This window comes from Grimontia sedimenti (assembly GCF_011045095.1).
GTDB classification, from domain to species: Bacteria; Pseudomonadota; Gammaproteobacteria; order Enterobacterales; family Vibrionaceae; genus Enterovibrio; species Enterovibrio sedimenti.
In genome coordinates this window covers 223,453-244,193 of sequence record NZ_JAALDL010000001.1, presented here as the reverse complement: position 1 = coordinate 244,193, position 20,741 = coordinate 223,453, and the positions used below count along the sequence as shown (strand labels likewise).

The window sequence follows — 20,741 nt, the reverse complement described above, 5'->3', positions numbered from 1 at the left end:
TCATTTGGTCGTGTTGAAAAACTCAGTCAGCACGATATGGGTCACTACCTGTTTGATGTCTGGAATCGCCTGAATCACTTCGCGGATTTGATTGATACGGTTCATGCTGGGTACTTCCACATACAGCATCATGTCAGTTTCGCCGCTGATCGCATGACACCATTTCACCCCTTCAATCCGGCGAATGGTTTCTGCATAAGCCTCACAGTGGTATTGGCTCGATGAAGTGTCATATTTCAATGCAAGGTACGCGCAGACCATTTCGGCGCTTTTGTTCTCCACCACATCGGCGTGGTAGCCAAGAATAACTTTGTCTTGTTCAAGCTTTTTGATTCGTGCTGTCACTGCGGAACGCGACAAATTGACGTCCCGCGCGATTTCGCTGACGGAACGACGTGCATCCACACGCAGAATATCCAATATTTGTTGGTCGAACTTATCCATGTTCTTCTTTCGATTCTCTTTTCGTAAATCACTTCTCTCGCAGAATATTGCGCGAAAACTGTCACTTTGTCAGCCTCAGCAATAAAAACCGTCAATCTGACGCTGAACAAAGACACTTTGCGCGATGCTTTTTCAATCAATCAGCTTTAATCTGGCAGCAGTCATCAACACACGGATACTGGCTAGGACGCCCCATGAATCAACTCAAAAAAGAAATCACATTACTGTCCGGTATCGGCCAACTTTCTACCACCCTTTTGGGTACCGGACTATTCATGATCCCTGCTATTGCAGCAGGTATCGCCGGTGAGTTTTCCCTCTGGGCATGGCTTTTCCTGTTCGTCGCTATTTGCCCGATAGCCCTGACATTCGCCCAGTTAGGTAAGCGCTACCCGAATGCAGGCGGTACCGCTTATTTCGTCCGCAAAGCTTTCGATAAAAGGTTAGAGCGGAGCGTCGCTTGGCTCTTTGTCAGCGTGATTCCCGTTGGTGTTCCAGCGGCCGTTGCGCTTGCTGCTGGCTTTCTCCAACAACTTTTGCCTGAGCCAGTCAATGGCTCTCTGACGGCTCAACTTGTTACAGTCGCGCTCTTGGTGGGTGTCAATTTGATGGGTGCTAAATCTTCAGGGCAGCTGCAAACGCTTATCGCCATCAGCATCTTTCTCTTGGTTGGCGCCTTTCTGTGGAAAGGCGGCGTTGGTATAACCGATTTGACCATGCCCTCCATCAGTGAGGAATCCTTATGGCCCATTGGTGCTGCGCTTGGTGTGATGTTCTGGTGTTTTGTTGGCGTTGAGGCTTTCGCCCACATGGGTGAAGAGTTTAAAAGCCCGGAACGGGATTTTCCTATCGCGATTATCGCAGGCTGCTTTATTGCTGGCGCAACCTACTGGGCCATGTCTGTGGTCATCCTGAAATTCGGCGCTTACGGCACCCCACAGTTTGATAGCGCTTCAATCCCCTGGCTGAGTGAAAACTTGTTTGGTCCGAACTTTAAAATGCTGATCAGTGTGATTGGCTTCTCCGCCTGTTTCGCCAGTGTCAATCTATATACGCAAAGCTTTTCACGCATGGTTTGGGCGCAAGCTCGAGAGAACAAGCCAGAAGGAAAAATGGCGCAGGTTTCGAGCCGTGGCGTCCCCCAGAATGCGACCTTAAGTGTCGGTGGCGTGCTGGCAGCTTCCTGCATCATCGGATATTGGTCAGGCTTGGATTTGGAGTTTTTCCTTAAGCTCGCAAACAGTGTGTTCGTGTTGGTTTATCTGTTGGCGATGCTCGCAGCATTGAAACTTCTGGAAGGTGCGGCGAGATGGCTGGCAGGTATCGCGCTGGCACTTTGTGTGATTGTTTTCGTCTGTCTTGGCTGGTCGATGCTATATGCACTGGGCGTATTTGGTCTTTTGATGTTTCAGGGGAAAAAAGACACCACCAAAGCAGCCGTCTAACCCGTCTAGACATCGCAAATATTTTGTGAGACCTTTCGCAAAAGTTTTGAAATACCCAAATCTATTTGGGGTACAACAAGAAAGAGCGATCACGGATGTTTGTTTTATTAGATGGCGGCATGGGGCGAGAGCTTCAACGTATCGGTGCCCCATTTTCCCAGCCTTTATGGAGCGCTCAAGCGCTGATTGAAGCGCCAGATTGTGTTTATCAGGCGCACCAGAATTTTATTGATGCGGGATGCGATGTCATCACAGTCAACAGCTATGCCTGCGTCCCTTTCCACTTGGGCGAGCAGCGATATCAGGAACAAGGCTTTGAATTGGCAGAGTCTGCCGCGCAAATTGCCCGTCGTGCCGCTGATGACAGCGAAAAGAAAGTCAACGTTGCGGGCTGCATTCCTCCGGTTTTGGGTTCCTATCGCCCTGACCTTTTCTCGGCAGAAAAAGCACGTACCATTATTCAAACACTGGTTGATGCACAAGCGGGTTACTCAGATATTTGGATAGCTGAAACCATTAGCTTGATTGAAGAATTCGAAACGATTTTCGACGTACTCAAAACTACCAATCAACCTGCCTACTTTGCTTTCAGCTTAATGGACACTGAAATCGATCAACCTCGATTACGTTCTGGTGAATCTGTGGCGGATGCAATTCGCGTTGCGTGTGAAAAAGGCGTCGATGGCGTGTTGTTTAACTGTTCACAGCCCGAAGTGATGCTCGATGCTATTGCTGTAGCAAAGAACATTATCGAAGAGTCCGGAAAAGACATTTCTCTCGGTGCTTACGCCAATGGTTTCACCGCTATTCACTCAGACCACGAAGCGAACGACTCGCTGACGAAAGTTCGTGACTTATCGGCTGATGAATACGCAGCATTCGTTCGTGCCTGGTTAGATGCGGGTTCAAATATTGTGGGAGGATGCTGTGCAATTTTTCCGGAGCACATCGCCTATCTGGATGCACTCCGGAAGGTTCACGACTAGCTCGTTACTGCCAACTGACGTTGTTTCACTTTTTCGCTTTGCAGAAATTCAATCACCAATAGATTGAAAATCCGCGCTTTTTCAAGGTGAGTGTTGTGCGCCGCCAGCGGCACCACGGCGAGGTTAGTATCTTTTATGCCTCGCCACAGTGTTTCGGTTTGCTCCCACATGTAGGAGCGATCGCTGTCTGGCCACAACACCAGCGTTTTCGCTTCAATCTGATCGAGGCGTCCCAAAGACTTCCACCCCGCCATCGCACGCAGCCCGTTAATATAGGTTTGTGTGGACACACGTTCAGCAAGAGCCATTCCCCCAACAAAATCAGGATCTTCTTCCCCTTCAGAAAACCAGGTTCGGACAGTATCCCGAGCTACTTGCTCTGTGCCCTCTTTTTCAGCGCGTGCCATGCTGTCTTCAAGCGATTCAAAGCGCCCGGGCAAGCGGCCATTCGGACCGGTTGCGTAGAGCACTAAACCCATCACCCTGTCTTTCGCTTTTATTGCCACTTCCTGGGCAATCATTCCTCCCATTGAATGTCCCATCAGATGAAAACAGTCAATACCGAGCTCATCCAGTTTTCCCAATACGAAATCTGCAAAGCCTTCAACGCTGTCCAGACCCGTTTCTTTCGCCTTTCCCCCATAGCCTGGCAAATCGAACGCGACAACGTCGAAGCGCGTTGAAAACAATTCAATCTGTTTTTCCCAATAGGTCAAACTGCTGAGAAACCCATGAACCAGTACCAAAGTGGGTCCGGTTCCTACACGTATACAATTCATCGTTATTATTCCATTAACTCAGGGAGCCAAAGCGCTGTGTCAGGCAGTCCGACCAACAACAGCAGCAAAATCACAAGCGCGAAAATAAATGGAACACAGCCAACGATCACATCCCCAATGGTCACGTCATCTCTCGCGAGACTCTGAATAACAAAGAGGTTGAGCCCGACAGGCGGTGTCAGTACTGCTATCTCCATGGTGATGGTGTAAACCACCCCAAACCAAATCAGGTCAAAGCCGGCCGCATGCACCAATGGGAACAGGGTTGGCAGAGTGATAAAAGTCATGGAGACAGGTTCTAAGAACATGCCGAGAATGATGTAGAAGACCACAATCATTGCCAGCACGGCGTAAGGTGATAAATCCATTTCAACGAACAGCTGGGTAAACTGTTGTGGGATTTGGTGGTAGGTCATCACGAAGCCAAATAACACTCCTGATGACAGCAGCAAGCCCAAGTAACCCATGGTCTGCATCGTAGACTTGAGGGATTCGAGCAGGCCATCCCAACGAAGGCCACCAAAGCAAAATGCCATGAGGAGGGTGATAACCGAAGAAACCGCCGCCGCTTCTGTTGGCGTCGCGATGCGGCATAGATTGAGATGGTGATGACTAAGCCGATGATCATCACGGGCGTCAGTGCGGACAGCGCCACCAGCCAAGGGATCGGCTGAATGCTTTCTTGTCCCGGAATATCTTGAGGTGCAACCTTCCCCCACACCGCGACAATGATGAAAAACATGGTCACCAATACCAATCCGGGTACCACACCCGCAATAAACAGCGAGCCAATGGACTGATCTGTCACGATGCCATAGAAAAGCAAGATCAAGCTCGGCGGCAACAGAACACTTAGCGTCCCCCCTGCAGCCAACACACCGCTCGACAGGCGTTTCCCATAACCCAGCTTCAGCATTTGCGGCAGGGCAACACCACCGATAGTGAGCGAGCCGACCATGCTCGAACCACACACTGCACCGAAACCTGCACACGCACCGATGCTTCCGTAAGCCGCAGCACCGCGTAGCGGCAGCTTACTGTGCATAAACCAGTAAAGGTTGGGACCAATCGAGGAGCGGCCTATCAATTCACCAAGGAAAACGAACAGCGGAACCGCCAGAAGAATGTAGTCAAACCACACGCCCCACAGTTTCAGTTCTACCGTGACCAAAGAGGATTTCAGGCTTAATATATCGAGCAAAAACGGGATTGATGCAGCGGCAAGCGCAAAGGGGATCGGCAGGCCAATGATGATGAACCCCATCAACAAGCCCAGCATACCTAGCCCAACTACGTACCATTCCATAACACTTCCTTGTTATTGTTTGTTTTGGCTGAGTTCAGCGTCATCCGTCGCCGCTCTTCCTTGCGGCTTACGAGGTGGTCTGCCAGCGAGCAGCAAATACGTTGCTGTCAGGCAGAAAACCAACAGGGATAACACGACGGGAATCCAGAAATAGAATCGCGGCCAGAGAAGAATTTCGGATGCCGCACCGGAATCAATCGACTTGAACATGGCTTTCGCTGATGCAGTAAAGAAGAAAGCGCCAATCAGCAACATCACCAACATGTTCAGCTTGTCGACCCAAAATTGCAGGGTCGCGGGTAGCTTGTCGCGCACGATCCCTACTTTGGGATAAGCATCATTCAGCAGCGCATACGAGATACCGAGAAATGCTACGGGCACCAACAAGAGCGCGGTAGCTTCTGTCACCATGCCATCTGGCGAGTCGAGGATATAGCGAACTCCAACACCGTAGCTGATCCAGACAGCCTGGATCAGCACGATTACGGCACCGCAGTAGAGCAACGCTAGAGATAGCCAGTTCAAAGCCTTTAACAGGTTTGATTTCATACTGCGCACCTCTTTAGTTATTCGCTGTGCGCAGCAAACAAACTCCGGACTTTGTCAGCCAGTGGCACGCCACAGGCACCATTTACTTCCGGTGTCCATTTCTCCTGAATACCTGCAAGTAGCTCACCGGTACGTTCTTCAGACATGGAAACCGCAGAACCGCCGTTCGCCATCACGGCATTGCCGACACGCTCATCAACCCAAGTTTCATAGCGTGGTTTCAACCAAGCCTCGGCTTCCTTCGCCGCTTCCTTCAGCGCTTTCTGGTTGTCTGCACTCAGGCCATCAAACTTGTCTTTGTTCATCATGTAGATGATGTTGCCGTAGAACATGTTGGCGTTAACCATATAGGGCATGACCGACCACAGTTTCCATGAACTGTAGGTCGCGACGCCCATGTTGATGCCATCAACCACGCCACGCTCTGCGGACTGGAACACCTCTTTGGGTGCAACGAACACTGGCTTGCCGCCCCAGGTTTCGATCATCAGGCTTACCAGAGGACCGATTGAGCGAACCAACTTCCCGTTCAGCTTACCGATATCTGATACAGGCTCTTCAAACCACCACTCTTGATCATAGGAATAGTTAGAGTTGATCAAAGGGATAAGGTCAGCTTTCGCCGCTTCCGCTTCAATCAATGCAGCGTAATCAGCATCAAGCTCAATTTGTTTTTCAAGGTTGATCGCTACGGGATACAGCGAAGTGACGCGATAACATGGCAAACGCTTATCGGCAGGAATCCAGCTGATATCCGATACGCCACCTTGAACAGCATCGACACCTTCGCTCCAACCATGCAAAGTGCCGGATGGGAAAACCTGAACTTTCAAGTCACCATTACTTTTCTCTGCCGCAAGTTCTGCAAATTTCTGGAAGCCTTGATAGCGAATGTCGGACTCGTTGACATAAGTGGACAGGCGAATGGTTTCTGCCGCTTGAGCGGTGAAAGGTAAGGCACCGACAATGGCGACACTTAATGCGCTTTTCAGAAAAGAACTGACGTTGTTGCGGTACTTCATGAGACTTCTCCCTAGTCTGATTTTCCATGATTTGCAGCGCTGGACATTCGCTGCGATTCATCCATATTGGTTTTCGGCCGCCGAGGTAGCGTGCGGCTAAAAACACTCAATTAAGCATGGTCAGAAGAGCCAATTTTGCATCATGCCAATTCGGTTGCCCTACATACCGAAAAGTTATGCCCCCAAATAACTCTCATAAATTCATAGCATTAAACAACGAGACTTCGCTTAGTCTAGAAAAGAAAAACTTTTCACACTTATCCATAGATTTAGTGGTGAATAGGCCATTTTCTTATCTTTAAGCCGTCCAACCCGTCACTTTCTGATAGGTTTAGAAAAGCGTACTTTCGAAGGAACGAAGATCACACACGCAATCAGGCATGCAGTCAGGGCTTGGAGGGGATATTGGATTTTAAGTTATTGGAAGATTTTGTTTGTCTGGCACATTCAAGCAGCTTTACCTCTGCCGCCAGAGAACGCTTTGTCACCCAACCCGCGTTCAGTCGACGCATCAAAGCCCTAGAGCAATGGGTAGGCACAGATCTCGTGAACCGCGACTCTCCGCAACTGGAACTCACGGAACAAGGCAAAGCTTTTGTGATTGAAGCGGAAGAGATCCTCAATCGACTGCATCTCGCCAGAGAGTCTGCCCGGGCATTGAAGAAAACCCGAACCAATGAAATTTCTGTGGCTGCGCAGAACTCAATCGTTCAAACCGTCTTTATGTCATGGATGCATGAAATCGAAAAAGAAGTCGGCCCTGTTTATGTAAAGCTTTCCTCTGATCGTCTTGCTGATTGCATAGAAATGTTTAGAAATGGGTCTGTTGATTACCTGCTTTGTTATACCCACAACGAGCTTGGAAACGCTATTGATGACAACCGTTTTCAAAGCACAGTGATAGGCCAAGAAACCTTGGTTCCAGTCTCCCTGGCAACCAACATGCAAGCCATGTTTCATCTTCCCGGTGAAGCCAATAACCCGATTCCTTTGGTGGCTTACACCCATCAGTCTTTGTTTGGTAAATCAATCGACCAAATGCTCGACAAAGAAGCGTGTTACCTGAACAGACGCTATGAAAACCCCTTCGCCCACACGCTAAAATCCATGGTGCTCGGCGGCTATGGCTTAGCTTGGCTCCCCTATTCATTTGTGAAGGATGAATTGGTGCGTGGAGAGCTTGCACTGGCAGGCGATGAGAAATGGAATATCCCCTTTGAAGTCAGGCTGTTTTATAGAGAGCCCGATGATTCGTTATCTCACGCGATTCATAACATTTCTGAAGGAATGACGGAGATGACTAGCATTAAATAGGCGGGGAAACTGCCGCCTTCTTACCACCTTATTTTGCCAGTCCCAAGAGTAGCCCGTTTTCTCTCCAGAGCTTCACTTCCACACCATCAACCACAATGGAGTCCAACTCTTTCTCTGAGTCGAGCATGTCGGGTAGTTTCGCTTGATATAGCGTATACACATCACCGTTTTCTTTGTTTTCGACTTTCAGTTGCGCCGCGATCTTCCCATCAATGCTGCAATATCTACCACCAATAATTCGCCATACATTTGCCGGCAATTGTTCTGAGGCTATCAGCGAAAAATCGAGTCTGTTCAAATAATGTTGAATATCATCAAAGACATCACTTTTCACTTCCATCTGCATCTGGCTGTTATGGTTATAGGCAATTTCAGCTGCGATCCGCTGATAACCCTGACTCCACCCAGTAAAGATGATCAACGAGGTGCAAAGTAGTAGTACCGCTGCTAAAGAAGACAGTAAGCGAACTGGTGACTTGTTGGGTTTACCCAATGACTGGAGCTTAGACAGTTGCGCCTCAGAAAGCTTTTTTTGTTCGAACTCTTCTATAAGCGCATCTTTAAACGTTTCCTTGTTTTTGTTCATCACAACACCTGCTCATTTAAGTGACCAAACTGCGCGACTAGCCGCTTTCTCATCCGTCTAATTCGCGATAACAAGGTTCCAATTGGCGTATCGGTCAATGAGGCAATTTCTTGCAACGTCTTTCCTTCTACCGCCCACAGAAACAGTAATTCCCTTTCCTGTGGCGACAGTTCTTCAAGCACCAATTTCACGTTCTCTTTTTCAATTTGCAGCTCTTCCAACGAACGCATGGTCAGCGAATCGTTTTGAATTACGCTATCTAACTCGTTAGCCTCAACCACTAACTCCAGATGCCTTCTCCGATATTGATCGATGAAGGCATTGCGGATCGTGGTCATCAAATAGGCCTTTTTGCGCTTGCGGAGATTATTCAATCGCAAAGCTTTTTCACAACTGGATTGAACTAAGTCAAACGCCAGACTCTCATCTTGGCAAAGTGAATACGCGTACCGATAAAGCTGATTGAGAAGCTCCTCATCAAACGTCTCACTTTCCCTTTTCCTGAAAAAATTCCACATAGATAAACGGCCCACCTACTTCAACATCCGTTGACTACAGGTGGGCTCACTCCTCAATCATTCTTTCAAGAAACTGGCTTATATACGCCAAATACATGTTTGGAACGGTTGATTAGGTCAATCAAAGTGAAGCGTTCACCACCCCCTAACTTCATCAACACTAGACCTGCCGCAGCCAATGCAAATTCCCGCTTAACACCATTTAAGTTTGCGATAACACCTTTATCGACATTGAGTTTGGTGAACATAAACCAAATCATGATAGCCAAGACAACACCGCCAGCGATTTTGACAAATTTAGGACGACCAAACACAAGTACGACTCCTACCAATGCAAGCAACAACTGACTGGTCGCAAAGGTCGGAATTTTGCATAAGCGCCAAAGAAACCACCGACGATAAAGGTTAAGCCAAGAGAGAACCGAAGCAGTAGCCCCAACGAATTCCAATCTGACTGCTCAACGATATAGCCACGTTTATTATCTAAACTGCGCGCGCCTGCACCCAGGTTAAACAGCACGAACATTAAGCCTGACAGAGTAATGTCACGGATTTGGACGAATATAGCGGGTGAAGTGTAAGTTTTCACACCCACTGAAGCCCCCGGTACCGTATCCACAGGTAACGAGAACACGAAAGTCCACAGCAGCAGGCCATAGAAAAGCGCCAGTGGCCTCACCATCAGCCCCACAACCAAAGCAATACCGGAAAAGAGCTCGAACGCGGAGAGCGAAGTGAGAAAAAACCAGGGGGTAAGAATACCGTTGCTGAACAAATAGTCCTGAAACAGCTCGTTGATATAGCCAGTGGTTCCCATGTAATTGGCAACCATTGCCGCTTGGTGAGTGCTTGAGAGTAATAGACTGAGCTTGGATAACCCACCGATGACAAATACGGTGCCTAGACCAAGGCGTAATATCAATGCCGCCTTGTTGAAGAAGGTATTTTCTGAATTCATTTTGATTCTCTAGTTGAAGGTAAAAAGTCCTGTTTTCACTCCAATAACGAATCACTGACTGAAATTATTGCCTCTTGGGAGAAATTTTTTTGTCGCGGGAAGACTGGATACTGAAACATACGCCAAATCGATTGTTACTCGCCTCTTTCCAGCCCCCAACCAATCATGTTACGTGTTGCGATAATCCGGTACTCACCGATAGGTTCATTCGCAATATTGGCGACCATAATAGCCATGATGGGCCGCATTGATTCGCCTTGTTCACTCAGCGGCGATTGCTCGGAGAGTTTTTCAAATCCTGGGCTAATTTCGCTTTGCGTGCGACGAATCGTAAACACAACGCGACGATGACCGGTGCGATCGGCGCTTGAAAGTACATCGACATACACATCAACAGTCGTATCGATTTGCTGCTGAGGAACAGGTTGGGCTGCTGGTGCCGGAGGTTCCATTCCACTTGGGTCCCCTGGTCTTCCCAGTGCTTCTTGTTCCTCAGGTGAGTACGTTCCCATGTGTACGAAAAAGCCCACCATACCCGACACAACAGCGGGCAATGCACCACCAGCAACCAACATTGACTCCTGAATTGCGGTACCTCGGATGACATTCGCCATTCCCCCTTCTACCAAACGGAGTCCGGCACCACTTTGAATCATATGATCCATGATAGTGACTGGCACCAATCTGCTTGTTGCACCTGCTGGCATTAGTCGGCTTAAAGCGGTCGCTGACAGTTCTGAAGCTTCCAGCAATGCCCCTTGCAAAATGCCGCAACTGGTAGGATTCCCGCTCAACCAACGAACAATCGCAGGCGCACTGTTTTGCACTATGCCTGTCGCACGTTCAATATCGACGGCCGCTTCACCCGCCTCAATCACGACATAGGCATTCACTCTTCGACCCAGACTCTCAACAGCTTCTTGCCCTAGAGCACGCGGTGCTTCATGGAACAGAACACGCAATGGGCCACCATGAACACGAATGAGTTGGCCTGCGGCGTTTTTCGCGTACATGACAGCATGATTCAGGCCCCCCTCAGTCACCAATAGCATCGCCCCACGTTGTAAAGCTTGCATCATTTCTGCCGATGCAGCAGATCGCGAGGCAAATACAGCGCCTCCCTCACGGACAAACCCTTCTGCGACTTCCCGTGCCATAGCCTCAGTCGCAATTTCTCCGCCTTCCCGAACCACTAACCGACTCCCTTGTCGGGTCAAGGCTGTGCGAACTAACGCAGCCGGTGCACGGATTAATGCTCTTGCAGCCACACTTGCTGATCCCAATGTCGCCATATCAAGCATTAAAAATCCCACCCCAAGCACACGTTGAAAGTAGGACTCTGCTTCGCGAATTTGCTGAATAGATCCGTAAATCGGCGCCAAGGCCCAAAGGCTTTGGGAATCATCTTCTTCCCCAGCTGCGTGACGCCGACGGTTTTCTTCTGGACTGTCTGACACAGCACACGTCACCAGCCCTGCTGCCAAGCCAATTCCAGCAAGAATTAACCACGGAGCAATCTGATGGACGTCTTCGTCAACAACCTGACGAATATCATATCGACGACCTGCTAAAGCGGCTTTCGTTGCGCTTTCCGCCTCTCTTTCTGAGTGCCAATTTGGCTGACTCAATCGAGGTTGATGATGAGTTGATTGACCTCCCAACCTTCCTTGCACGGCGTGAGCCAGCTCATGCCCGAGAACATGCCTTCCCGCATGGCTATCCAGACTGATCCGGCTATCCATTACAATATGGTCGTTCAACGTAAATGCGACGGTGTTTAGTGCCTGCAACGCGCTTTGCTCTCTTACTCCCTGATGCAACCTAACGGGAGATAAGTCGTACCCATACGCACTTTCAAAATGCACACGGGTTGCTTCAGGAATTGGGTTACCTGAAGATAAGGGCGCAGTATTAAAGCCAGCGGGAAATGACGGTTCCATTGCAGCTTCAGTTTTGGTCTCTTGGGCGGCTTCAAGAAGCGCTTGACCAAACCCTCTCACGCTGGAAGCAACAGATGTCGGAACCTTAGCAGTGTGCTTAGGTGTTTTAGCATTGCTGAATTGCCTAACCACCCGAGCCATATTCATTGGTTTTGTTGCATTACCCCCTGGCAATACTCTTAACGAACTTCCAGTACATTCAGAAACGGCAAGCGCGTTCTCGGCTGTTGTCTTTTTGTTTGACGACAACAACTCACTTCCACGACGTGAAAGAATATTTGCGCTTTTCGCATCTTTTTTGGGCGTACTACTCGGCGTCACTTTTTTCTGAGGGGCGAAAGACAAGGTCTTAACTCAAACTACTTTTTCGTCGGCCTTCTTTTCGGCGTAGTCGGTGAAACCTTTCTTTTCGTCGTCGCTTTTAACACCGCATCGGTATTCACCTTGGGTGTTCTTGGTGCGCGAGGCTTGGGTTTTGGTTTCGGCTTTTCTTCGGTTTTGGGTTGTTCTGGCTCCGCGACCATCTTTTCGAACCGCTCTATGTCAACGAGCTGTTTTTTCTCTTGTGTTATCGCTTCATCCATTTTTTTATTGAACGCTGCACGTTGCTCTTCCAGTTCTTTGATACGACTTTCAACCTTTGCCTTTTTGGCCGCAGCGGCATTGCGGGTTTTCACTACCGGATTCTTCACGTTATTCGGTTGACCCGCCTTTTCCATTTCGCTGATGAGCGAAAGGTGTTTTTTCAATACTGTGCTTGCCTTTGCCATGATTTCGCTCCTTGGTTATGCCTGAGTGTTGAAGCCAGACTCAGGCGCAGGGAATTCAGGGTGATTGATGATTGAGCCGCGGACGACATTGCCAATAAAAGGCCCTTCCATGCCGTTGAAGTTGAACGAGGGAAGGAAGAAAGTACCGGATTTGACGTGGTTACCCATCACTGATGCTTGGCTGCCATTAAGGATGACTGTCGCGCCATTGGCTATGTTGTCGTCGTTGGTACCGACGTGTTCGATGAAGTTGTTATTGAAAAGAACACGTTCGAAACGCATTCTGATATTGTCGCTGAGGCTGCGGGTGAGGATTTCCACCAGTGTGTCAGCACCACGGCCAAGGAATTTATTGTTGGCTACCTGACAGGCATAGCCAAGAAACACCACGCGTCTGTCGCCAAAAGGGAATGAAATTTCCATTAATCCTTGCATTAACAAGGCGCGGTCTTCCAAAACACGTTCCCTTGTCAGCAAATCAGAATAGGAAACCAGATTGCTTTCCACGCGGGCTTCAAGCACATACAGTGCTCCGATGCCGACGGTTCTTTGCTGATTCACCACCTCGTCTCGACCCACACCCGTGTTCAGCACTTCGTTGGATTCAATATGACACTCTCCGAGGTGGAACAGGCTCATGATCGATGAAGCAAAAATACTGGCACCAGATACGCCGACATAATTCAGCCGGTTTCCAATAATTCCCGCTCGGGCAATACAAAGGAACACGAGAATACCGCCATGGGTACAATTCGCGATTTGGTTGTTGGTGACATCAACACGCACACAGCGCTCACAGAAAATCGCGGCACCATCATCACGGATTTGGTTGCTATTGATTTGAACGTCTTCACATTCACTAACAAACACCGCCAAGGTGACGGTCACCATGGTGTTGTTTTCGATGCTGACCAAAGTACATTCTGTGGCAGATACCGCGAGTTCAGTGCCTCTGTCGCCTGAAATGTCATTGTTGTCGATACGAAGCCCAACGACCTGGTCTGCAATCACACCGCCACTACATCCGCTGATCCAGTTTTGCGCGGCGGTGATACCTCCTGTAAAGAGTTCATCGTCCTCACTGCCGATCATTATTGCGACTTGGGTTTCAACCTGTTCTTCGGTTTGGATGCGGTTGCGCTCAATCAAGGTGCCAACACCACTAACCATGATGCCCGTACTCTCTTCCGCCAACAGAAGGATTTGATTTTCAGACACCGTGCCGTATGCACAGTTGGATTCCACTGCAACCGCATCAAGCTCACCGGCCATTCGGCTCAGTGTGATGCGGTTTCCTTTGACTTCGCTGTATGAAGCCGTTGAGAACACGGGTCCCACAGGCTGGTTATTGATGACAACACCACGGGCAAAGCCGTCAATATCATTCTCAATGATCCTTGCCCTACCGGCAATTCTGGCTACCGCGACGCCAATCAACCCGGGTAGTTGCTCCGCGCTAAAGCGGACTAGGTTGTTGTTGATGGTGACATCTTCGCCACCGTCACCAATCCAGACACCGATCGGTGAACCTTCGAACTGACAATGGCTGACTCTCACCCTCTGACAATCAAACAAACCGACTGCAGGGTTATCAATCGATTGAACACTCCCATCGAGCGTTTGTACTCGGCAATCTTCGATTAGACTGTCCTGAGCTGTTCTTATCGATATGATGCCTTCCGGCTTGTCCGTCACGCCGCGATTCAAAATGGAAACGGTAGAAAGATGAATACCAGCGAGCACGCTGCCATCGTCCGAACGGACAGCAATAGCAGATTCACCGGAAAGGTTTCTGATTTGTGCGCCATGGCTTTCCCCATGCAGCGTCACGTTTGGATAGCGAATTCGGAGTGCTCGACGAATGGTATGAACACCCACTTTCAGGCACACACAACCACCAAATTCTGGGGAGAGGCTATCCAACGCGGCTTGAATATCTTCGCCCGGACGAACCACCACGGTACAGCAGCCAGCGGTGCCAATCGGGTCACGGCAATCCTGAAAAATCGGCTCAACAAACTCTCCTCCGACTACATCCAGAACCGCCAGTCGGCAGTAGTGGTGATGAAAGGCCTGAGGAGGCGCTTCTCTCAGCGTTTCTACCGAGCTGTCTGCATAGCGGGTGATAAAACTCCAGTTGTCGCTGACGTGATATTCTCCGGCGCCACCTTCCAGCGAGATAGCCACTTCCACGCCATCTTCCAAAGCGATGAATGTGCCTTCTGGTGCTGGGATTAAACCATCACCTCCTGGCGCATCCAGATTGACGATTTCATTACCGTCAGTGTCCAAAACCACGCCAGATTGATCCCAGCGGCGCAGTATTGGATGAATAGACTGATTAGCGGCATTCGATGCGGGCATCAGCATGATTTCGCCAACGCCCAAAGAGTTTGTCAGCACAACGGTGTTGGTCGCATCATTCACAGAAAGGATTTGCACCATGGTGCCAGGGTTACCTTCCAGCACTCGCACATCATCCGTTATTTCGGCCCAATCTCCCGCGTTGAATCTGAGGTAATCGTCTTTCGCTACCTGCTCTAACGTCAGGGTATTGTTCGCAGGTTGTGCGAGGATCCGTCCGGCAAACGCACCATTAACACGGGACCATTTCAGCAGTGGCACTTCATCTTCATTAGTGTCATGCACGGCCACCATGTAGGTGCGGTTTTCCAAACCTCGATAACCGCCTTCTGGTGGCAGTAAGCAAGGATCATCGACCGCTGATGCTGGGTTTGCACGGGTAGAAAGACGGGCAGAAGAAGGCTCAGTAAACGCTTCCCATCCTTCAATATCCTCATCATCGGTATTGCAGGTGACACCGTCATCCACAGCAAAGAGTTTTACCTGCCAAACGGTTTGTACCCGCGCGCTGGTATCTACGCCAATGGCCGGGTCGATGAGTTCTGGATCTTCAAGAAACGTGACCGGACGTTTCCAAACATCCAGAAAAACCAAATAGCGACCATCTTCCAGTTCAAGCGGTTCCATGATTGGAAGATACGGCTGGGCATCAAAATGGACAGGTTCTGAGCTCCGCAACTCTTCCAATGGCAGATAGAAGTCGTGTTCCCCGTGACCGAAGTTTTCTGCCATTAAGCCATCGACATAATAGCGGCCGGGGTGGATCAGCAATTCTCCACCAGCGATTTCAATCCGGAAACTGTCCGGCAGATGAGCCGGATATCCGCTGAATCCGGCTAAATCAATGCTTTCTGCACGAAAGCGTCGATCCACAATCGCCGCACCTTCATTGAGTGGCGTATCCGACACCACCCTTCCCTGCATTGACACCAGTTCGGAGTAGTTATGGCGTGGGTCAAACGTTTTTCCTGAAATATCTATAGCCATGAGTTCCTCCTCAGGTCACATAGATCAAGCCCGCATCAAGGCCGATGGGTAGAAATTCATTGAGACGAAACAGCAAAGCATCGTGCCGCTGCGGGTGATAGAGGTGGTGATAAACGCCCATTTCACTGCCACTGTCCGCGCCGCGTCGAATTTCCTCAGGAGCAGAAAGCAACAATTGACCATAGGCAGGGTCGTTGTATCGGGTTGACGTAAACCCAGGCACAACGCGTGCGCGAACACCCCGAATAATATGGGTGCGCGCCGAGTCAGAAAGCGCAGGGTTTCTTGCTTCTGCTGCTTCCACTGCTTTTGATGCCGCAAACTGTGGCTGACAACGATGCTGACGTGGCACTCTCGAATCTGGCGGAATAAAGGAAAATCTCGCACAGCCCGTCTGTCTTTGAAGTGCCCAAACGGGCGCAGTCCAATCGTCGCCTTCCGCTAACGCCGCATCCAGAATACTGTTGGAAATCAGGGGGAATGAGCGGGCACCTATTTTGCCAATCACGGTGGTTTCACAAAGTGTCAGCACACCGCCATGGCTCGTACCATCAAGAGAAGCGAAAGCTGTTCGGAAATTGGATGTGGCATCCAGAATGCTGTCTTTTATCGTGACTGATGCGCCTTCGACAGTGCGAATTCCGCCGAGAATAGAACGTTCAATTTCAATAGTCACATTGGGAATTTCAACCACCAGCGAAGGCTGCTCTGGCGAAGTCGGCTCTCCGTTAATGTCCAACGAAAGCCCCGGCACAAGCGTGATATTGCGCAGCACCAAGCGGCGAAGTGCGTTGTCGCCGGTATCGGGGATCAGCAAACGTCCACCTGTTACCACTAATCCATCAAGGACAATCTCTGCTTCTTCACCGCCAATGAGCGTCATGTCATCGCCATCAAGATCAACAAAGGCGCGATGCCCATCAGCAGCACGCAACGACAATGTTTGGTCGGCATTCACCGAAACATTCAGGGCTTCGCTGAACACATGGGAAACACCAATCTCGGCAACACCACCGTTTTGAATCAGATCCAGCGCAGGCTGAATGGCTTCGCCTTCACCAATCTCTTGGGATGGCGTATTGAAGACGATAAAGCCTTCGCTTCTAGGGTAAGACCCTCCACCAATATCTGCGGCAGCACCATAGTGATAGTTCACTTCGATGGTGTCGGGCACGGGTATTGAGGTCGGAAGTGAAAGCCTGCCTAACTCAGGATCAACGGAAATACGGTCGACTGGCGAATGCGCCCAGCCTGCGCCGTCATCACTCAAATTGCAGATTTGGAGTTGATCAGCCGTCTGCAAAATTCCGTCAATCACCACCGCAAAAGCATGAGGATAAAAAGTCGCCAAACGCGAACCTGAAATGCTTCTTCGTTTCAGCGCCACAGGCAGGTTTTCTTCTTCGGCGAGATGGTTGATATTTGGCTCTGGGATAGGCTGATTGAACAATTGGGTATTACACCCCAGCGGATTGAACAGGTAGCGTCGTGCATCCACCTGATAGGCAGGCACAATGGATTGACGATGATGAGTGAGGCGCCACATGAATACACCGACATTCCGGAAATGATGTTGCCCTTCACCCTGACTGATCCGACCCACTGCGGTGCTATAGCTGGCAGAATCAAAGGCTGTGCCGATGGATTCGCACTTGGCGCTGTTTCTCACATCCAATGTGTAGTGATTGTTTGGACGAAGTGCTGCCAAATGCTCAGGCCTCGACAACAGACGGAAGAATTCCACCACTCTGGCGGGATAGCGTGTGGTGTCCGTCGCCAGTTGCTCTAACGCTAAGGCAACGCCGCGACGACGGGTGATGCGGATCTGATTGGCAGCAGATGCGCGTTGGCTGACACCGGGGATCTCCGGACCATACCGATAACCCACCAACTCGCCCAGATATGGTGCTGCCCATTCGTCACAGGTTTCTATGAACTGGTTGTCGTAAAGCCGGTCGATATCATGCTTCACGATCGCTGCCTGCTCAGCCAATATTTCCATCAGCGCTTTGAGCGGATAGCCCTGCTCTTCGTCACGCCGACGGTAAACCTCGGGCAAGAGGTTGTATAAGGATTCCGGTGACAAGCTACTCATAAGCTGGCCTCCATAAAATCAAGCGCTTCAGGGTGCAGGCTTAATATGGTGGCACCTACGACTTCCCCCGAGACGATTTCGGCAACGGGAGCGGCAATGCCGTCATGACGTGTCGGCGTGTTTCCGGTGTAGAGTCTGTCAACCACCACTGCATCTATGCCATCGACTTTGTGGAGCAAAGCAATCACTTCACTGGCAAAAACCGGCTGGCCGAAATCGCGGGCCTCAAAGGAAAGCGCATCCCGAAGCTGGCTTTCCGCACGGGAAATTACATCATCAACAAGATAGTTTTCGTTGACTTTGATTTTGATGCCTAGGCGGAAAAACGTTTGCCTGAAACTGCGCAAGACAAAACGTGCAAATGGATCACCAGCCGCCACCAAGGCTTCCGTCAAGGCATCATGTAAATCGCCACCTTCAGGTACTTGAGCGCCTTCTTCTGCTGCCACGGTGACCACAACTTGAGGCCCATTGCTGAGATGCAGCCATTGCGATGTCGCCTTGGCAATGCCGCCATAGGCGCGGGAAAAATCGGCGTAGTCTGTCAGGGAAACCACGCGTCCCAAGGTTCGGCAGGAAAGCGGCGCACTGACGCGGATTTCATCGAAACTTTCAGGGTCTGCCCCACCTTCCGCATCAAGTAAATTGTTTACGCCCTGCAAACCCAAAGGTTGGGACATGAGTAGATTAAGTTGCCCCGCTTTCACCCGTCCTTCCAAACCCAAGGTTTTACGGTAGCTGGCTCGGATATTTTGTTGCCCTTTGCCCGGCATTGCCCCCAAGACACCATCACCAAACGCCACATGGCTGTAGCCGTTTTCATCGATGCGTAACGTGTAAATCCGATCTGTTGGTGAAGCATCGAGGAAGTGCGGCACTTGCTTCCAAAGGATCTTGTTAACGCGGATTTCCATCGTTGGTTTCACGCCTGTCGCCGTTGCTGCTGGCACAAAGGTTTGGGGCATTTGTTTGGCAGTGAAGGCAAGATGGGGCGTCGCACTGCCATCGCCCAGCACTTCTGCCACCGACTCACCTTGTGTTGCATCGGCGATGTTGGCGTGGATGCGCAAGCTTTGTGGCAAATAGGCAACGCCAATCGGCGCGGAGAACGTTAGTGTAGATGTGCTGTTTTCATGCGTGATAGATTGGATTATCTGTGTTGTCACCACAGGCTCTTCCCCGAACCCATCCGCTTGACCCTTCAGAATAACTTTTCGCCCTTCTTCTGCAGTAAACAGACTGTTCAGCTCCAACGAAATACTATTTTCATCCATTGGCTCAGTGATAGGCGGATCTGCGATATCAATCCATTCGCTGGCACCAAAACACGTGGTGCCACGGATGGACAGATCATCAAAGTGATCATCATCGTTTAGGGTTAAACGCGAGCTTTTACCCGTGACAGAGAAGAATGAAGCAGAGGTTTCGGCAGTGTCTGCCACGTTATAACGCGCCCATTTCCTACCGTCTTTCAGAACAACCGTGCTGCCTTTGCTGATTTCAGACACCGCACGTTCCAGATAAACGCGGTTGGCGCTTTCATCCATCACCTCCAGTTTGCCATCTGCCCACTGAGCATCTTCCAACCCGGCGTAAGGGCCAGAAACGACGTCCTCTACAATCACATCACTGCCACTTTTCTTGAAAACAGGCGATGTCCCCGTCAACGAATAGTGGAGCGTATCGAGTGGTGGCGCAGCGTGGCCGAAAATCGCCGCTTTGGTGCGGAATACCTGAACCTGTCTGACGGTTTTGGATTGTGCCGCCAACGCGGAAAAGAAGGCTTTCTCACTGGTTTTTTCTTCCATCAGTACGGTGCGAAGTTCTTTCCCCTTGATGGCTTTATCGACATACCCTCCCGCTTCGGCAGCAAATACTGTGGTGATGGAGCCCGTCGCACCGGAATGGGTCTTAACCAATGGCCCCTCGCCGACTGGCGATATGTCTAGCCAGGTAAGATCTTTCGCATCTGGGTCTATGGCGATGTCGGCCAACACAGGCTTCACTGTGTTAATGGTTGCAAAGACCTGCTGCTCATCGTCGGAGACAAAAAACACGGCGTCGCCCGGTTTCAAATTGAGATTGGTCCCCGGCAATGGAATACGGGTCGTGGATGCGGTTAATGGATGAGGCGCAGTGAGCTTAGGGCGCATCGCATTCCAAGCTGCCCGCGCTTTCAGGTCTTCCAGCGTTTCGTAGATAACAGGCTTCTCGTCCTGCCCCGGCGTACTCTGCACTTTGGTGCCTGCTGGCACTGTGATTTCTTCCGGTATTCCTTCACCAGCAGCGATGGTGAAAGCCAGGTCTGCTGTCGCTGCTGCGCCAGGATGAGGCGCATAGTCAATCAGCATCGCCATTTCATGCAACGATCCGGTTTCCATCGCGGTATTAACGTAGGCTTCGTTTAACCACATTTCGTTGTAGAAAGTCAGCACATCACAGCTGGCAGCCCAGGCATCAATGAGGGCCAAAGAAAAATCGCCAGAATCGCGGGAAGTCAGTACACCCAAAGCACCATATTTGGCAGAAGAGAGTCTCGCGGTCATGCTGGCGTAAAAATCTTGGTATTCTCCGCTTCGATAACCGATTCGGGATAAACCTTGGGTATTTTGTGGCGCTTTCGGTGTCAGCACTTCAATGCCGCTGCAAGCGCCACAATGGGGTTCATGGTTTGCCAT

General features: G+C 50.2%; 17 protein-coding genes and 1 pseudogene. 3 read left to right on the top strand and 15 right to left on the bottom strand.

Features of this window, described 5'->3' with window-relative positions; genetic code table 11:
- Window positions 1-444, bottom strand: coding sequence for an Lrp/AsnC family transcriptional regulator (locus tag G5S52_RS01070; protein WP_165011420.1), 444 nt, complete (start codon window positions 442-444; stop codon window positions 1-3).
- Between the two features lie 194 nt (window positions 445-638).
- Here G5S52_RS01070 and yjeH point away from each other — a divergent pair, with 194 nt between their 5' ends.
- Together yjeH and G5S52_RS01060 are read left to right on the top strand one after the other, a co-directional pair.
- The gene (yjeH, locus tag G5S52_RS01065; protein WP_165011419.1) at window positions 639-1,889 is read left to right on the top strand and encodes an L-methionine/branched-chain amino acid transporter; all 1,251 of its coding nucleotides are present in this window, start codon (window positions 639-641) and stop codon (window positions 1,887-1,889) included.
- Between the two features lie 95 nt (window positions 1,890-1,984).
- Window positions 1,985-2,875, top strand: coding sequence for a homocysteine S-methyltransferase family protein (locus G5S52_RS01060; RefSeq protein WP_165011418.1), 891 nt, complete (start codon window positions 1,985-1,987; stop codon window positions 2,873-2,875).
- Here the strand turns inward: G5S52_RS01060 and G5S52_RS01055 are convergent.
- From G5S52_RS01055 to dctP, 5 genes and pseudogenes are all read right to left on the bottom strand, one after another.
- The gene (locus G5S52_RS01055) at window positions 2,872-3,654 is read right to left on the bottom strand and encodes an alpha/beta fold hydrolase (RefSeq protein WP_165011417.1); all 783 of its coding nucleotides are present in this window, start codon (window positions 3,652-3,654) and stop codon (window positions 2,872-2,874) included. The two genes, G5S52_RS01060 and G5S52_RS01055, sit on opposite strands and share 4 nt — an antisense overlap.
- A 5-nt stretch (window positions 3,655-3,659) precedes the next feature.
- On the bottom strand, window positions 3,660-4,190 hold the full coding sequence (locus G5S52_RS24140) for a TRAP transporter large permease subunit (RefSeq protein WP_268895495.1): 531 nt from the start codon (window positions 4,188-4,190) through the stop codon (window positions 3,660-3,662).
- 119 nt (window positions 4,191-4,309) lie between these two features.
- Window positions 4,310-4,918, bottom strand: a pseudogene (locus G5S52_RS24135) (TRAP transporter large permease subunit); the annotation flags it as partial.
- Between the two features lie 54 nt (window positions 4,919-4,972).
- On the bottom strand, window positions 4,973-5,509 hold the full coding sequence (locus tag G5S52_RS01045; RefSeq protein ID WP_165011416.1) for a TRAP transporter small permease: 537 nt from the start codon (window positions 5,507-5,509) through the stop codon (window positions 4,973-4,975).
- A gap of 17 nt (window positions 5,510-5,526) precedes the next feature.
- Window positions 5,527-6,531: a TRAP transporter substrate-binding protein DctP gene (gene dctP / locus G5S52_RS01040; RefSeq protein WP_002538840.1), complete on the bottom strand. Its 1,005-nt coding sequence runs from the start codon at window positions 6,529-6,531 to the stop codon at window positions 5,527-5,529.
- Window positions 6,532-6,936: 405 nt separating this feature from the next.
- Between dctP and G5S52_RS01035 the strand changes: the two genes are divergently transcribed.
- Complete coding sequence (locus G5S52_RS01035; RefSeq protein WP_165011415.1) at window positions 6,937-7,845, top strand: LysR family transcriptional regulator; 909 nt, start codon at window positions 6,937-6,939, stop codon at window positions 7,843-7,845.
- 28 nt (window positions 7,846-7,873) lie between these two features.
- Here G5S52_RS01035 and G5S52_RS01030 read toward each other — a convergent pair whose 3' ends face one another.
- From G5S52_RS01030 to G5S52_RS00995, 9 genes are all read right to left on the bottom strand, one after another.
- Window positions 7,874-8,431 carry a hypothetical protein gene (locus G5S52_RS01030; protein WP_165011414.1) on the bottom strand — a complete coding sequence of 186 codons (558 nt, stop codon included), beginning with the start codon at window positions 8,429-8,431 and terminating at the stop codon, window positions 7,874-7,876.
- Window positions 8,431-8,964, bottom strand: coding sequence for an RNA polymerase sigma factor (locus tag G5S52_RS01025; RefSeq protein ID WP_368737435.1), 534 nt, complete (start codon window positions 8,962-8,964; stop codon window positions 8,431-8,433). Before G5S52_RS01025 ends, G5S52_RS01030 begins: the two co-directional genes overlap by 1 nt.
- A 50-nt stretch (window positions 8,965-9,014) precedes the next feature.
- Window positions 9,015-9,263, bottom strand: a complete 249-nt coding sequence (locus G5S52_RS23610; RefSeq protein ID WP_205743728.1) for a hypothetical protein — start codon at window positions 9,261-9,263, stop codon at window positions 9,015-9,017.
- Window positions 9,264-9,274: 11 nt separating this feature from the next.
- Entirely contained in the window at window positions 9,275-9,907 is a 633-nt protein-coding gene (locus G5S52_RS01020; RefSeq protein WP_205743727.1) for a DoxX family protein, read from the bottom strand.
- 134 nt (window positions 9,908-10,041) lie between these two features.
- On the bottom strand, window positions 10,042-11,994 hold the full coding sequence (locus tag G5S52_RS01015; RefSeq protein ID WP_165011413.1) for an eCIS core domain-containing protein: 1,953 nt from the start codon (window positions 11,992-11,994) through the stop codon (window positions 10,042-10,044).
- Window positions 11,995-12,206: 212 nt separating this feature from the next.
- Window positions 12,207-12,617 carry a hypothetical protein gene (locus G5S52_RS01010; protein ID WP_165011412.1) on the bottom strand — a complete coding sequence of 137 codons (411 nt, stop codon included), beginning with the start codon at window positions 12,615-12,617 and terminating at the stop codon, window positions 12,207-12,209.
- Window positions 12,618-12,632: 15 nt separating this feature from the next.
- Window positions 12,633-15,968: a DUF6519 domain-containing protein gene (locus G5S52_RS01005; protein WP_165011411.1), complete on the bottom strand. Its 3,336-nt coding sequence runs from the start codon at window positions 15,966-15,968 to the stop codon at window positions 12,633-12,635.
- A 10-nt stretch (window positions 15,969-15,978) separates the two neighbouring features.
- Window positions 15,979-18,063 (bottom strand): hypothetical protein, encoded by a 2,085-nt coding sequence (locus tag G5S52_RS01000; protein ID WP_165011410.1) that lies wholly within the window; start codon window positions 18,061-18,063, stop codon window positions 15,979-15,981.
- Complete coding sequence (locus G5S52_RS00995) at window positions 18,060-20,741, bottom strand: baseplate J/gp47 family protein (protein ID WP_165011409.1); 2,682 nt, start codon at window positions 20,739-20,741, stop codon at window positions 18,060-18,062. Before G5S52_RS00995 ends, G5S52_RS01000 begins: the two co-directional genes overlap by 4 nt.